Here is a 14,984-nt window from a genome sequence, read left to right on the forward strand (position 1 = left end):
GCCAGCCTCGGCCTCCTTCAGGATGCCGATGATCTGCTCTTCCGAAAACTGCTTCCGCTTCATCTGTCCGTCCCTTCGAGGGGCCGGTCTCTAGCTCCAGGTGGATGAAAAAACGGGGGGCACGTCAATGCGGCTGACCGCATCATGTTCCTGCCGTTCGACGCCTGATCGACTGGCACACCGCGCATCCCGACCCGCTGTTGCGCCAACGCGGGGAAGGGTGCTTCCGGTTCACCACTGGCTCTCCGACGCTCTCGCCAGAGGGCAATGGATTTCTATACCTCAAATATACGGAAGTCTCGAAGTCTGTTTAGCAAGTTGGTCTCCCTCATGTCGGCATACCCTTCACAGCAAGATGGTCGAGTTCGGTTGGAGTAGGAACACGACCAAGCTCAACGCAGCGAGCAAGAAGATCGGCAAGGATGCGGCTGGCCATGTGATACCCCTCGACCAGCTTCTCCAGTTTTGTCTTGCCCCCGTGGACGGCGCGCGAGCGTATGCCATAGGCATTCTTTACTTGGTCAAAGTAGCGCACTTTTTCCTCTGGCCAGCCGTCGATGATTAACGCGGCATACAACGCAAGTCGGCGGCTCAACTCGGCATCAACAGACAGTAGACCCTCGATGCCTGACCAGAGCAGCATAATCCGAACATCGAAATCAGGGAGGTAATGTGCATTGCCAAAGCAGCGCATGGCTGTGTTAAACTCCGGTATCGGTATCAGGCGGCTAAACGCGCTCGCGTAATCTCGTGCCCAGACGAGTTCATCTGCGGTGGCTGAATGGCCTTTCTCGATAGGACGCACGAAAACGGTTCGGTTTGCTGCCGAGTAGCGCGGCTGAATACCATCGCTGACCGCGAACAAAAGAAGGGCTGGTGAGCGGCATGCGATGCTCAACAGGTGAAACATCCACAGAGCGTTCCACGCGTCTCCGGTAAGTTGTTCTGCGTCACCTTTCGTCTCGATAACGAGCAGAAGGTCGCGAGGTCGCGGCCTTGAACGACAGCAGCGTAGTCGGAAAACGAGGCGCAACCATCGACCGTGCTATCGAGCGAGAATGCCGGGGTGTCCGGTTCAAGCCTGATGCCCGGTGCAAGCGCAAACGCCTGCGCCACGGACAAACCGTGGCCATAGATCGTGATTTTCTTGCTATCGGCGTTTGCAGCGATCCCAACCATCGCAGCACCCTAACTTGGTCAGACCCGATTGCACATCAGCGGCGCACCAGATCGTGTCCCCGGAGCGGAGCTTCCCGCTAACTACCTGCCAGAGCACGGGTACGTTGTTGGAAAAATGGTGGACGCACTTGGGCTCGAACCAAGGACCCGCTGATTAAGAGGTCTTGGTTTGTTCTTTTTCATCTGCCCGCGTCAGGCCGTTTTCACTGCATATTCAACCGCTTGGGGCATGACCTAGTAGTAGGCTGTCTCACAATCGGCCCCCTGTGAACCCCACAAGCCCCTTGCTTCCCAAGGGGCAAGTCAGGGGAGATTTCGCTGTTCCCCTTCTGAGGGAGGAAGGGGAAGAAATGCCAACGCGTTTCTTCGAACGCCACAGCGGCTACCTGCGCCAAGGCGTCATCAAATTCCTCCGCGCTAACATCCCGCCGGGGCGGCGGGTTGACTCCTACAGGGTGCTTGGCGTCGTACGGTAGCATCCCCGCCAACTGCCTCTGGGACCCTGCACGGCAGGCATCGTCATTGACGATGTAGAGCCACGCCACGAGAAGAAGGTGTGACTGATCACGACCCTCAGCGGCTCGCTGACTCGGCTACTGCTCGTTTGTAGCCGTTCAGATCAAGACAGCTTCGCCGCTGGCTGATCGAGACTAGCGGTGGCCGAATGTCGTTCCGGCCATGTGCAGACAACGTTGCCGTCTCTACTCCTTGATGCGGCATTCATTCGTGTCCCCCGATGGTGTCCGGCAGTTTATCCGAAAGCCGACGCCGGCACATCATCCGGCCCTCCGTCAACCGATGACACGCAGCCATCGTCCGACGGACGCGTTGAGGTTGATCCACATGGAGAAGACCTGATGAAGCTCTATTACTCGCCGGGCGCGTGCAGCTTGGCCGATCATATCGCGTTGCATGAAGCGGGCATGTCGTTCGAGCATGAGGCGGTCGATCTGAAGGCCAAGCGTACTGCCAGCGGGGCCGATTTCACCGCGATCAATCCCAAGGGCTATGTGCCGGCGCTCACCCTCGATTCCGGCGAGACGCTGAGCGAGAACATCGCGATCCTCGACTGGATCGCCCATCAGGATGGTGCGCTGAAGCCGTCCGGTCCGATGGGGCACACCCATCTACTGGAGGGGCTGGCATTCATCTCGACTGAAATCCACAAGAGCTTCAAGCCGTTCTTCGCGGGCGGCAGCGACAGCGACAAGGCAAAGGCGGGCGAGGTGATCCTGAAGCGGATGGGCTATTTGGCCGATACGATGCAGGGCGACTTCCTGTTCGGTGCCGAGGTCAGTGTCGCCGATTGCTACCTGTTCGTGATGCTGCTGTGGGCGAAGAAGAACGGTCTCGATGTGCCAGCACCACTCGCAGCCTTTCGCGATCGCATGATGGAACTGCCGTCGGTGAAGACGGCGATGACGCATGAGGGATTGATCTGAGCGATCGGGGGCGTGGGCGGTCGAACCGTTCCACGCCCCGCTTCCGTCATTGTCATTCGCTTCAGTTCGGGTCCTGCACCATCACAGCCGCATCGGGAGCCGATCCGGTGGCAAAGCGGCCGGTGACCTTCCAAGTGCGGATATCCACGATCGCCACCTGATCGTTCTCCAACGATGCATAGAGCGTGTCGCCAGCCAGATTGAGGCCCGGAGCACCGACGCCGAGCGGCAGACGGGCTTCCTCCGCCAGCGTCGCCGGGTTGAGCCGGGACAGGCTCTTGTCTGCGGTGTTCGAGACGATCAGCTTGCCGTCCGACTGCGTCACGACGCGCACCGCTTCTCCCCGCATCGATCGCCGCGCCCGTTCCGTCAGGGTCACGGCATCAAGTGCGTGGATCGTGCCGGCCGGCCGATCGACGACGTACAGCGTCCGTTCGTCGTTGCTGAGCGTCATGGCTTCCGGCGCGGTGCTGATATGCCGGCGCAGGGGCGCAACAGCCATGTCATCGGGATCGACCGCGATGACCCCGCCACTCAGCGTGTCGGCGACATAGGCACGCGTACCATCACGCCGGATGACGAGGTAATGACTGCGCACGCCGCCGACCGGGATCAGCCGTGACGGTGCCCGGTCCGTGACGGGATTGTCGAAGCGCGCCAGGACGCTGTTCTGCTCCGACAGTACATAGAGCCGCCCCTTGCTGTCCGTCCGGACCGCGTGCAGCCGCCCGAACGGTGCCAGATCGATCGTGCCGGCCAGCGTCCGGCCGACAAGGTCGATGATCCACACCTGGCTGCCACCAGCACCGGGGGCCATCCAGCTTTCCACCCCGTAATGGCCGACAAAGGCGAATCGTCCGGTCGGATCGCGCGCGATCTCATGCGGTTGCGTACCCAAGGCCACCCGCCCAAGCCGCGTGCCGGCTGGAACCGCATAGAAGGCGACGCCGCCGGCCCCCTTCTCGACCAGTGCCAACGTGCCTGCTTCGGCTGCCGCGGGCAGCGTCTGGGCCATCGCGCGGACACCGACCACCGTCGCCGCGATGGCGCCGCCTGCAAGTATCCACAGTCCCTGGCGACGATCGATCGGCTGCATGTAGTTTCCCTTCAAGCTAACAAGAAGCGAACAGGCACGCGGTTCCGGTCCACCGGCTCCATCGTCCAGCATGGGCCATCGATCGTGCCGTCCGTCATCCGGTCAGGCGTGGCCGATCACGACCGTCAGCGGATCACTTCGTCCTCCGTCCGCGAGCGTCTCGACCGTGCTGGCCCGAAACCCCGCGCGGGCCAGATAGAGTTCGAGCAGCGCGGTGTGCCCGGCCGCGTCGAGCGCGCGCCAGATCGCCACCGCCTTGGTCGGGAAGCAGCGATTGGAGAAGCTGATGACGAAGGGGGCATCCGGGCGAAGCACGCGGCGGACGTCGGCGAAGACCTCGACCGGGCGTTGCAGATACTGGACGCCGACGCAGCACAGTGTGGCGTCGAAGGTGCCGTCGCCAAGGGGCAGCGTGGGATCGCGGTTGAGGTCCTGGACGAACCAACGGTCGAGTTGCGGATTGGCGGCGAGTTCACGCGCGTTCATGCCGTGGCCGACGACCTCGGTATAGGTGCGATCGGCGGGCAGGTGGCTGACCCAGCTCGACATGAGGTCGAGGATGCGGCCGTCCTCCGGCAAGAGGTCGCGGTAGCGGCGGGAGAGCGCCGCCACCGCCGCCTCGTCGATATGGGTGACGAGGCGGGGCGGGGCATAGAAGGCGAGGTCGTCGCCCTCGTCCTGCCGCGCGAAGGCGCCAGCGGGCAACTCGGGCAGGGGGTCCTGAATCATGTCACATCCTCAGCGCCCGGTCGTAGCCGGTCAGTTCGAGATAGCCGCGCCCACCTTTTGTGCGCACCGCGCCCTCCCAATAGACGGGCAGGCCGCTGCGGCGCGCGTCGAGTTCCTGCGCGGCGAACATCGGCGTCAGCCGCCAGCGCGCGACACGGCCACCCACGCGGATGCTCACCTCCTGCGACACCGGATAGACCGCGCCGGTCGCGCCGCTCCGCCAGGTCGCGACCGGCCGGAAAGTCACGTCCCGTGGCCCCAGCGCGGTGGTGGTGCCGTCCGGCCCACGAAGGGCGCCACCCGCCCATAGCGTGCCGCCGCCCTTGCGCCGGATGCGGAACGCCATCAGCGCGGAACCGTCGTCGAAGTTGAGGCCCGTCCAGTCCCAGCCCTGCGCCTCGGGGGCGAGATAGTCGGACGACCATTCGCGATCGAGCCATGCCTCGCCGGTCACCGCGACGATGCGGTCGCCGCGTCGCACCCGGCCAGAGACACGCAGATGCGGGACCGAGTAATAGTAGCTCGCCTGTTCGGGACGCGGACCCTTGCGGCTGTAGCCGCCCAGCCCTTGCGGCAGCGGCGGTTGGGTCGGTCGGAAATCGAGCGCCAGCGCGAAGTCCTTCGCCTCGACCCGTGTCGCCCAGCGGCCATCGGCGGCGCGGCGCAACCGCCAGTCGCGGATCGCGACATCGGCGTCGCCGGTGCGGGCGGCTGCGAGCCCGAAGCCCTGCCGCGCGGCGCGCTCGCCGTGGAGCAGGCGGCCGGTGGCGGGATCGGACAGCGCGGCGTGCGCGAACAGCACCTGTCGCGCGGCGAAGCGGCTGGGGTTCGCTCCGTCGACGGGCGGGCGGGTGCGGAAGAAGGTGACTTGGAAGCCGAGGTCTTCTCCCGCATCGGTGCGCAGCCAGCCGGTGACGTACCACCATTCGGTCCGGAACGCCGGATGCGCGCCGTGGTCGGAGGGGAAGCGCAGCACGATACCTGGGCGGACGACGGGGTAGGAGGTCGCAGCGGGGGCTGCCACCGCGACCGCGGCGAGCCAGGCGAGGAGCAGCACGCGCATCACCAATCCTCCCGCACCGATTGCACCGCATCCCGCGCGGTCGCACGACGGCCCGCCAGCACCGCGGTTGCCGCCGCCGCGCCGGTCAGCGCCGCCGCGACGCCGAGCAGCGTGCCGACCGGCACCTGCGTCGTCATCGTCCAGTTGAATGACTGCGGGTTGATGACGTGGATCAGCACCTGCGCCAGCACCAGACCCAGCCCGATCCCGGCGAGCGCGCCGGTCAGCCCCACCATCGCCCCCTCGGTGGCAAGCATCGCACCGAGCTGGCGGCGGGTCAGCCCCAGATGGCGCAGCATCCCAAACTCGCGCTCGCGGGCGATCGTCTGCGCCGACATCGTCGCCGCCACCCCCGCCAGCCCGACCAGGATCGCCACCGCCTCCAGCAGGTAGGTGACCGCGAAGCTGCGATCGAACAGCGTCAGCGCGAGGCGGCGGAGCGTCGCCGGCTGCGTGACCTCGACCTGGCTGCGCAGTCCCGCCGGCAGGCGAGTAGTCATCGCCTCGCCAACCGCGACCGCGTCGCTGCCGGAAGCAAGCATCGCCGATGCCTCGTCGCGGCCGGTGTCGCCGGTCAGTCGCTGATAGTCCGCCTCGTCGATCAGCACCGCGCCTGCCTGTCGGCCATAGTCGCGCCAGACGCCTGCGACGGTGAACCGGGTGCGGCCGGCGATGGGGAGTGTGATCGTCTCGCCTGGGTCCCAGCCGTAAAGCCGCTGCGCGGGCTCCGACACCCACACGGGCAGCACGTTCGCCGGTAGGGGCGGTGCGCGCTCGATCAGGACGAGCAACGGATCGCGTCCGTCGCGCTCGGGTCTCGCGATCAGGCTGATCGGCGGGCGGTCGGCGGCGATGGTCAGCGGCAACTGGCGACTGAACGCCAGCCGCTCGACGCCGGGCGTGGCGGCGAGGCGCACGCGGGCGGCAGGATCGAAGCTCGCGCCGGTATTGGTGCGCAGGTAGAGATCGGCCCCCAGCACCTGTCCCAGCCATGTGTCCACCGCGCCGCGGAAGCTGGTCACCATCACCGCCATCGCGATCATCAGCGCGGTGGAGGCGACGATGCCGCACAGCGCGGTCGCCGCCTCACCCGGTGCGCCGTGGAGGTGACGGACGGCCAACTGCACAGGCACGCTGCCGCGGGTGCGCCGGGCGAGCGGGGCGAGCAGCGTGCGCGCGAACCACGGCACGCCAGCGACGCCGCCTGCCAGCATCAGCGCCATCCCGGCAAAGCCGAACAGCGGCAGTCCACCGACCGCGGGCAGCAGCGCCGCACCTCCGCCCGCTGCCAGCAAGGCCGCCGCGGGCCACCACGGAACCGAGCGGCGCGGATCGTGCACATCGCCTGCATTCTTCAGCGCCGCAGCGGGCTTGGCGCGCGCAGCGGCACGCGCAGGGATCGCGCTGCCGAGGACGGCGGCGAGCAGACCAAGTCCGAAGAACCCCGCTGCCGCCACCGGCTGAAAGACGACACGCGCGGTGCCGCCGTTGAAATAGCCTGCGCCCAGATCGCCGCCGAACCAGTGCAACGCCGCCCAGGCGAGGCCATAGCCCATGCCAAGCCCAGCGACCGCGCCGACGATCCCGATCACCAGCCCCTCGACCACCACCGCCGCAACGACGCCGCCGCGTGGCATCCCCAGCGTCCGCAGCAGCGCGAACGCACGCTGCCGCCGCGCAACCGACAGCGACTGGGCCGAATAGACCAGGAAGCCGCCGGTCAGCAGCGCGACGAGCGCCAGCATGTCGAGATTGACGCGATAGGCCCGCGACAGCGCTGACCCCTGCGCCCCGCGCGCTTCCGCCGTCGACAGGATCGCGTCGTCGGGAAGGAGCCCGGCGAGCGACGCCTCCGCCGTCTGGCGATCCGCCAACGCCAGGTCGATCCGGTCGATCCTACCGAGCCGGCCGAACCGCCACTGCGCGGCGGCGATGTCCATCACGCCGATGGCCGCGTCCGCATCGGCGGCGGGCAGCGTGCCGGCAATGCGGAGCGGCACCGTGCGGCCGTTGGCGGTGACGTCCACCCGCGCGCCGACCGCGACGCGCATCTGGCTGAGCGCGGCGCGCGACAGGAATAGCGCCGCCTCGTCGAACACGACATCGCCGCTGGCATCGGGGCCGCGCGGCGGCAGCCCGACCAGCGAGGGCGTCACCGCGCCGGCACGGATCACGTCGATCCCCAGTAGCGTCAGCCGTGCCTTGCCAGTCCGGGCGTCCAGCCGGACGACCGGACTGGCATCCGCGACGCCGGCGGCTTGCGCAACGCGGGGATAGAGCCGCTCGTCGATCCCGAGCGGGCTCGTCGCACGCACGGAGAGTTCGGCCGCGCCGTTGACGCCGCGCACCGCGCCATCGAATGACGCGAGTGCAGACCCGTTGACGAGGTGGACGGCGAACCCCAGCGCTACGCCGACCGCGATCGCGACGGCCGTGGTGAGGAAGCGGGCGGGGTGGAACCGCCACTCGCCGCCGATCAGCCAGCCGAGCGCGAGCCGCGCCGACATCAGGCCGGGCTCAGCGACCACGCCGGTCCGTCAGGCCGTCCGCACCCAGCGTCAGCACCCGGTCGGCGACTGCGGCGGTCGCATCGGAATGCGTCACCATCACCCCGGCCGCGCCATTCTCGCGCACGGCAGCAGCGAACAGCGCCAGCACGCGCGCGGCGGTGTCGGGATCGAGATTGCCGGTCGGCTCATCCGCCAGGATCAGCGCAGGGCGGTGGACCAGCGCACGCGCGATCGCGACACGCTGGAGTTCGCCGCCCGACAGGTCCCGTGCATAGGCTTCCCCGCGATCGCCCAAGCCCACCGCCGCCAGCATCGTGCTGGCGCGCGCTTCCGCGGCCGCCGCATCGGGCGACACCAGCGCGAGCGGCAGGGCAACGTTCTGAAGGAGAGTGAGGTAGGGGAGGATATGAAAGGCCTGGAACACGAAGCCGATCCGCTCTCGCCGCAGCCGGGTTCGTGCCGCCTCGTCCAGCGTGCCCAGCACCGTGCCATCGATCGCGACGATGCCTTCGTTCGCTTCGTCTAGCCCAGCGAGAATGTTGAGGAGGGTCGACTTGCCGACCCCAGACTCGCCGATGATCGCAACCAGTTCACCTGCACCGACTTGAAGATCCAGTGACCGAAACAAACGCCGCGGCCCCGGCACCAACTTTCCAAGGTCCTGAACGTCAAGAAGGGTCAGCTGGCCAATCACATATGACAGGTGGTGCAGCTCCGGCATGGCCGCAATGACTTAGCTTCCGTCTGGCAACATGTGTCAATCCCGGCCTGCGCTTGTCCAAAGTTCCACGGCGTTATCGTTGGAAAGCAGCATTCGGGAAAGTGTCAGCCGGCTGCGCACGCTTTCGAATGACTCCCGCGGTCGACGCATTGCTGAGGTCAGGAACCCGCTTTTCCAGAGAAATAATAGGGCGGCTTTCACGCATCGGCTCCCGGATAGGGGGGATAAGCGCCAACACGATTGCCTATCGCAAGGGTAGGGGCACACTTCGAAACCCGCCTGTTCGGGACCAAACCGAACGACGGTTTGAGACTTGGCTTGTGCGACGATTGACAATCCATCGTCCCGACCGGAGACTGGAGTTGGCCGGGTCGCATCCGGCGAGCAGTGGAGACCGACGTGGTTCGTACACGACACCTCGCCCCGGCGGAGATCGCTCTTGCGCAGACCGTCTATGCCTCGACACTGCCGTTCGATCGTATCTTCATCACCGACCTCGATCTCGGCGGGGCGGTGACCCTCGCGGGCATGGACCTGTCCACGCGGAAGTTCGACTACACCATCAACTGGGTGGAGGCGTTCGGCGGCATCGTCGACTTTCCCGGTCGCCGGTCCACCTTGATCCATGAACTGTGCCACGTCTGGCAGGGCGAGAATGGCGCATGGCCGACATTCTACATGGGGCAGTCCATGTGGGCACAGCTGAGCAGCGGCGTACGCGATGTTTGGGAGAAGCGGGAGTGGAAGGGCTGGGGCACCCACCGCAGCACCGCCTATCCGTTCCCAGCCGCCTCGATCGGCAAGGATTGGGCGACGTTCAACGTCGAGCAGCAGGCGTCGATCATCGAGAGTTGGTACATGCCGGAGACTGAGCGGGTGGTGGCGATCGGCAGGGGGCGGCTGCGCATTCACGACTTCGGCCCCGGGGTGCATGGCGGCGGTCGGTCGGAACACGACACGAGGTTCCCCTATGTTCGCGACGTCATCAGAGCGCGCAACCGCAGCGCGGCGTACAAGGCCGTGCAGTTGCCCGCCGGTGGCGACCCGGTCATCAGGTCCCTACAGGAGAATCTCGTCGCGTTGGGCTATCTCGAAGCCCGTCATGCCGATGGTCTGGTAGGCAGCGCCCGGAGCGCCACCCTTGATGCGGTCGCCGAGTTCCAGCGCCGCAACGGCCTCAAGGTTGACAGGGAGCTCGGTGGACCGAACAGCGAGACCCGGCGGAAACTCTCCCGTCCAGCCGGCGGACTGGTGCGGGCGCGATGAGGAGACCCCGCTTCCTGCCGTTTTTCCTAGCTGCGACACTGGTGCTGACCACCGCCTGTCAGCGCAGTACGGGCGGCCCGCTCGAACCCGTGCCGTCGGCCGGTATCGAGGCTGGACAGGATCGGTCCGCAATCCTCCGCGACGGCGACATCATCGCCCGCGTGACGGCGCGGTGGTCCTCCACGGGCGAGAACTCGCTGAGGATAAACTATCGGAATGCGGGACAGGTGCGCCGTACGGTGGCGATCGATGGGTTGAAGATGACGCATTCTACTGGTGAGGCTGCACTACGCACCGCCGTGGATGCCACCGGGGTCGATCTTGCCGATACGCGTACCGACAACGACCGGCCTCGCGTACTTTTCGCGCTGGAGAATGGCACCGGCACGCCGTCGCCGCTTGAACTTCCTCCCGGGGTTTCCCGCGACGTCGACGCTGAGCTCACCAGTTTTTCCAATGATGGGGCAATCCAGACTGACGACAGGATCATCGCCACGATCCCGATGGGTGATCGGGCAGCCGCCGTCATTTTCGTTGCTAGAAAGCCTTGAAGGCAATCGAACCAACGGGAAGGCCAAGCGGGCTACAGCGTGCGCTGCTATAATAGAACATCATCTTGGTGCGACGGGTCGGTAAATACCTGTCGGGCCTAAAGTAATTGCGGTTGGTTCTTTTTGGAGGCCGGCCGTTGTCGAGCGTGCCGCCCGACAAAAGGGTCTGCACGACCCTGATTGCGTTGACCTGCGTATCGACGAAACCCGGGCCCTTGCGCTTCCAATGGCTGCTCGTCAGGCTACGAGCCTCCTACAGGGGCTCTTAGCCTGACGGTATATCGCTCCTTCTCAAGGCCTCTCTAACCCTACTACGCTTCGCCTTTTGACAGATTTGATCCCGTTACCCTTTCCGCACCCATCTCCCCTGTCGCAAACGCTCGGCTTGCACGAACGAACTGTGGCTTGAGCATATAGAGGCAGAGAGAGGGGTGCTTTTCTAGGGGGCCTCCCGAGTCGCACAACTCGTCCAACAGTGAACGCATGGTTACACCCTTCCTGAGTCCCTTGCCACGATACTGCCCTGTGAGAACGATCGAGTCGAAGGCGTATCGCAGTTGGGCTACTTGCTCGCGCGATGTCGGCCGACCGCCGGTGGGTGCACCGCTCATCGGCAGGACCAGCGGAGACAGTGCCACGAAGAGGTCGGACGGTTGAATGCTACTGCCCAGCACGTCTCTCACGTGGCTGTCGAGCGTGTCCAGCAGCGGTAGGGCTGCCGTGATGAACTCAATCAGCAATGCGGTCACGTCTTCTTTCGCCCAACCCGGACGCTGCCCGCAGCCAAGCTGCTGAAGCGCCTTGCGCCCCTGACAGGCTACCTCTTTGCGAAGGGCGCCGGTGTCCCCATGTTTGGCGGCAGCCTTAGCGTAGACCTTGTATGCCGCGCCCTTTCGCTGTCTCCACCAGCGCGCCACCGGACAGCCTTGCTCCCCAGCAGCCCCAGCGCGGTAGACACTTCGCTCCAGCCAGCGCGTACCTTGGACCACAGAATGGCACAGGAGAAGCGTCGCATCGAGCGGATCGTCAACGGCCTCGTCGCGGCATAGTTCGGCCCGGCGCAACCTTATGGACTCCTCGCTGGTAATGGTCGTCTCGGGCAGAGCGTCTTCAAGGCAACGGCCAAGTTCGTCCACCATTGCTGCTGCATAACGGTGCTGGTGCTCGATCAAGCGGCAGGTGTCCGCAGGCGTCGGCCCGATATAGTTGGTCCTCCCGTCGTATGTGGCGCCCGGCACGGCCATGGGGACCAAATTGGAGAGATAGTCGAGCGGCTCCAATCGGATCGTACTGCGCTGCGTGATCCGGTACGCATGAATCCCAGCCGGCACGATGTTCAACTCCGCGACTGCGGTAGCCATCACACCCTCTATGGCGCAACCAAGATCGAGTACCATCCACCCGGGACCTCGCGCCGCGCTCCTTGGCGCATTGAGGATGCCCGCGGTATTCAAATAGTGCCGGAACGCATCAAAGTCCGCAGGCGTGACGTGGTCGAGCCTAGCGGACGGGCCGATCTCGACGAGGTCAAGCACGGCGCCAGCGTTCGCCGTTGGCGGCGTCGTATTCATGGAAATTTGTCGCTCCTGAGCAGGCAAGCTGATCGCGGGCACCGGCCTATGCTGGCGGCACATCCAGTGAGGTGCGCCGCCAGCATAGTCAGTTCATCATTGCACTTGCATCGGATGCGCCATCGATCGTCACTCCATTAGAGCGGGCGAGGTGGAACAGCTTGGCGCTTGGGCCACCCGGCAGGGCGAATAAGTGTGCAATGCCCTCGATACAAATTATGTCGTCTAATACTCGGGATTAGTACAATGCATTAAAGCTCGGGCCATCATCACCTAGCTTTAATGCTGCCGTAGCCCCTTATAAAGATGATATGAAATGATAACAGATTTGTGATTAGTCTTTAAAATTCATACGCGTCGTACAGCGTGGGTTTTTGACGAGTATCCTTGCCGAAGATTTGATGTCCGTCCTTCACCCTGAAGGCGTGCCGCAAAAACGCATCGAGGTGATGCGCATGGAAATATACGGCGTCTGTATGTGTCGGGAGGAGGGGAATATGCCGGAGAACAATGGTTTCGTCGATATGGCTGTTAAGCCATTCTTCCGGCGTGCCTTCATCGACCTCACCGTACCATTCAAAACGCTCTGACAGAGCGGCAACGTCATTCAGGATTTCGTTGTTCATGTCGACGTAATCAAAGCAATCGGGGTAAATGGTAAACGGGGGGAATTCGACGTCAAGCGGCCTCGCCGGCGCCATAAAACGCGGGCGGATGATCGCCTGCATGACCGGTGGACTAATTAGCGCACGTTGGTAGCCTGCGCCAAAGTGGTTCACGGCTGATGCCTCATCCATGATGCGATCAAGATAGCGACCCCGAAACATGCAAGCTCCAGGGTCGATATCCCAAAGGTCGTCTTCGCAGACCCCGCTGGTGAAAAAAGTCATGTCCTGTCCTTCCGTTAGGCAGCGAGCCAGCACGGCACCGCTGCGGCCTGAAGGGGTGTACGCCTCGCTATGGCGCACAAAACGGTCGCTACCCAGAAATCCGAAAAATCGTTATCCATTGGCTGGTGTGTCGCTGGGGGTGGTAACGGTTCCAATGGGTGAAGTCGGATCATCGGTGAATTTCGTCCGCCAGCTAATACTTGAACTGAGCCGATTCACGGGGATGAGAGGAGCCGTCGTGACGCAGGCGCTCAATGATGCCGGTTTCCCCGAAGACCATCTTCCGTCACGGAGCGCTGCGGATTTTTTTACGGGTGGGAAGGCAGCTATCGGCTGGAAAGCGAAGCTGACACGCGGGCAACTTAATGCCGCGATGGCGGTGATGTTTCTGCGTACGAGATACAGCAATGGCCAGCCGGGTGGCTTGCTGCTGATGTGGCATCCGACGACAAGATGGTTGTATGCGCGTTTAACTGGGCCACGAAAGGCGGCGGAACCTGACTTTCATCGTTGGATCGATAGGAAGCTGTTGGATGGCGCAACGCGTTATGCACGTATAAGAGCCATGGTTGATCAGCATGAGAAAGGGGCTGTTAAAGAGAGCGGTTCATCCGATAAAAAGCGCTCTGGCCGTCTTCCTAAGCCGGATTTTGCGTATTTTCCAAGGATTATAGTTCTAAGCGACGGTCTGCACGATGACGGGTATGAGCCAAACTTTTCCGATTGGCATTTCGAACCACGGGTTACTCCGAAAGGATTTATGGGTGACAGTGGAGATTACGTATTTAATTTGCGAGATTTGCCTAGCAGCGGAAGCCCGCATGACTTTATAAGCCACATCTTCGGAGGATACATCTTCGAAGATTTCTTATTTACAATTGGAAGGCGTGGGAAACGTTACAAGGTGATGTCACCTCAGATTTCTGTACCCGGTCGCTTGGGAATTATCGGTGATAAAGGCAGGAGGTGGCGGAATCTACTGCGGATGCCTGAGTTTGGAGAAAGTCGCTCAAAAAGAGGGCCTTTTGAGAGCTCGCGTCGACGAAAATCAGGTAAAATTTGATTTAGCCATTACGATCGGACAGTCTAATTCAGGATTTTGCCAGCGCGATTCTTTAGTTCGAATTGAAGGAAGCGGTGTGGGACATATTCGTCGCGAGAGCGTCACGTCTGCCCGGAGCTCGTCGGACGAACGATAGCAAGGTGGAGGAAGCAGACGACGATCGAGAATTTGCCGACTGAGCAGATGGCCCCTCATTCCACGACCCTGACTGAAGCCGAGATGGCGGCGGTAGTGGCGTTCCGGCGGCCCACGCTCTTGCCGTTGGATGACTGCCTCTAGCGCTGCAACCTACGATGGCGTCTGACGCGCTCCAGCGCCGCATCGGCGCCTGCAGCGGTACGGCATCTCCGGACTGTCGTACATCAAAGGCGATAAGCCCAAACGACTAAGCCCCAAGCGTTACTCGATCGGAACTTCCACATGGATATCGCTGAGGTGCAGATCGCCAAGACAAGCTCAACAGGTATGTCGGATTACACCCGCACCAGCAAGTTCGCGGTCACCGTCAATGTTTGATCGCAACTTGCTTTCCGCAGATGCCTCGAAAAAAATGGTGTTTGACTGAGGCGCGGTGGACTGATCGCTAAACAAGGGAGCCTGGTTGATTGGCAGAGGGCCTTCAGGGCAGCTGTGAGCCCGCCTCACGCGCCGCTCGTCTGTAACCTTGATGAGGGCAAGGGCCTCGTCGAAGCGGTGACGTGACCCCCGCCTTTCATCCAGCGGCAACCAGAGACCGACCGGTGTTGTCGCGCATGAGCGCAGGTGAAGCAACGGGTGGGGTTAACCCCGCCCGTTGCTGTTCGAGTTCGGCGGCGAACGCCGCCGGGGTGGCGTCGCCGAGCGAGGAGTGCGGCCGCTCGGTGTTGTCGTCATCGACCCAGCGGGCGAGGATGGCCCTGGCCT

General features: G+C 63.6%; 14 protein-coding genes. 4 read left to right on the forward strand and 10 right to left on the reverse strand.

Features of this window, described 5'->3' with window-relative positions:
- Positions 1-328: 328 nt before the first annotated feature.
- Together ABD719_RS18440 and ABD719_RS18445 are read right to left on the reverse strand one after the other, a co-directional pair.
- Positions 329-910, reverse strand: a complete 582-nt coding sequence (locus ABD719_RS18440) for a hypothetical protein (RefSeq protein WP_344694838.1) — start codon at positions 908-910, stop codon at positions 329-331.
- Positions 895-1,179 carry a hypothetical protein gene (locus tag ABD719_RS18445; protein WP_344694839.1) on the reverse strand — a complete coding sequence of 95 codons (285 nt, stop codon included), beginning with the start codon at positions 1,177-1,179 and terminating at the stop codon, positions 895-897. The genes ABD719_RS18440 and ABD719_RS18445 overlap by 16 nt, the downstream gene beginning before the upstream one ends.
- A gap of 857 nt (positions 1,180-2,036) precedes the next feature.
- Between ABD719_RS18445 and ABD719_RS18450 the strand changes: the two genes are divergently transcribed.
- Positions 2,037-2,621, forward strand: coding sequence for a glutathione S-transferase N-terminal domain-containing protein (locus ABD719_RS18450; RefSeq protein ID WP_344694840.1), 585 nt, complete (start codon positions 2,037-2,039; stop codon positions 2,619-2,621).
- 61 nt (positions 2,622-2,682) lie between these two features.
- Here the strand turns inward: ABD719_RS18450 and ABD719_RS18455 are convergent, their stop codons facing one another.
- The 5 genes from ABD719_RS18455 to ABD719_RS18475 form a co-directional block, all read right to left on the reverse strand.
- On the reverse strand, positions 2,683-3,717 hold the full coding sequence (locus ABD719_RS18455; protein WP_344694842.1) for an NHL repeat-containing protein: 1,035 nt from the start codon (positions 3,715-3,717) through the stop codon (positions 2,683-2,685).
- A gap of 102 nt (positions 3,718-3,819) precedes the next feature.
- On the reverse strand, positions 3,820-4,446 hold the full coding sequence (locus tag ABD719_RS18460) for a class I SAM-dependent methyltransferase (protein WP_344694843.1): 627 nt from the start codon (positions 4,444-4,446) through the stop codon (positions 3,820-3,822).
- Position 4,447: 1 nt separating this feature from the next.
- On the reverse strand, positions 4,448-5,509 hold the full coding sequence (locus ABD719_RS18465; RefSeq protein ID WP_344694844.1) for a lipocalin-like domain-containing protein: 1,062 nt from the start codon (positions 5,507-5,509) through the stop codon (positions 4,448-4,450).
- Complete coding sequence (locus tag ABD719_RS18470; RefSeq protein WP_344694845.1) at positions 5,509-8,037, reverse strand: FtsX-like permease family protein; 2,529 nt, start codon at positions 8,035-8,037, stop codon at positions 5,509-5,511. The genes ABD719_RS18465 and ABD719_RS18470 overlap by 1 nt, the downstream gene beginning before the upstream one ends.
- Positions 8,027-8,647 carry an ABC transporter ATP-binding protein gene (locus ABD719_RS18475; RefSeq protein WP_344694846.1) on the reverse strand — a complete coding sequence of 207 codons (621 nt, stop codon included), beginning with the start codon at positions 8,645-8,647 and terminating at the stop codon, positions 8,027-8,029. The genes ABD719_RS18470 and ABD719_RS18475 overlap by 11 nt, the downstream gene beginning before the upstream one ends.
- 492 nt (positions 8,648-9,139) lie before the next feature.
- Here ABD719_RS18475 and ABD719_RS18480 point away from each other — a divergent pair, with 492 nt between their 5' ends.
- Positions 9,140-10,006, forward strand: coding sequence for a peptidoglycan-binding domain-containing protein (locus tag ABD719_RS18480; RefSeq protein WP_344694847.1), 867 nt, complete (start codon positions 9,140-9,142; stop codon positions 10,004-10,006).
- A 41-nt stretch (positions 10,007-10,047) separates the two neighbouring features.
- Positions 10,048-10,557, forward strand: a complete 510-nt coding sequence (locus ABD719_RS18485; protein ID WP_344694848.1) for a hypothetical protein — start codon at positions 10,048-10,050, stop codon at positions 10,555-10,557.
- Between the two features lie 311 nt (positions 10,558-10,868).
- On the opposite strand, the gene ABD719_RS18490 is transcribed toward ABD719_RS18485, so the two are convergent.
- Together ABD719_RS18490 and ABD719_RS18495 are read right to left on the reverse strand one after the other, a co-directional pair.
- On the reverse strand, positions 10,869-12,128 hold the full coding sequence (locus tag ABD719_RS18490) for a hypothetical protein (RefSeq protein ID WP_344694849.1): 1,260 nt from the start codon (positions 12,126-12,128) through the stop codon (positions 10,869-10,871).
- A 341-nt stretch (positions 12,129-12,469) separates the two neighbouring features.
- Positions 12,470-13,018 carry a hypothetical protein gene (locus ABD719_RS18495; RefSeq protein WP_344694850.1) on the reverse strand — a complete coding sequence of 183 codons (549 nt, stop codon included), beginning with the start codon at positions 13,016-13,018 and terminating at the stop codon, positions 12,470-12,472.
- 238 nt (positions 13,019-13,256) lie between these two features.
- Between ABD719_RS18495 and ABD719_RS18500 the strand changes: the two genes are divergently transcribed.
- On the forward strand, positions 13,257-14,081 hold the full coding sequence (locus tag ABD719_RS18500) for a hypothetical protein (protein ID WP_344694851.1): 825 nt from the start codon (positions 13,257-13,259) through the stop codon (positions 14,079-14,081).
- Between the two features lie 712 nt (positions 14,082-14,793).
- Here ABD719_RS18500 and ABD719_RS18760 read toward each other — a convergent pair.
- On the reverse strand, positions 14,794-14,984 hold a 191-nt coding region (locus tag ABD719_RS18760; protein ID WP_425567222.1), incomplete at its 5' end, for an integrase core domain-containing protein.

Source organism: Sphingomonas cynarae, assembly GCF_039537815.1.
GTDB classification, from domain to species: domain Bacteria; phylum Pseudomonadota; class Alphaproteobacteria; order Sphingomonadales; family Sphingomonadaceae; genus Sphingomonas; species Sphingomonas cynarae.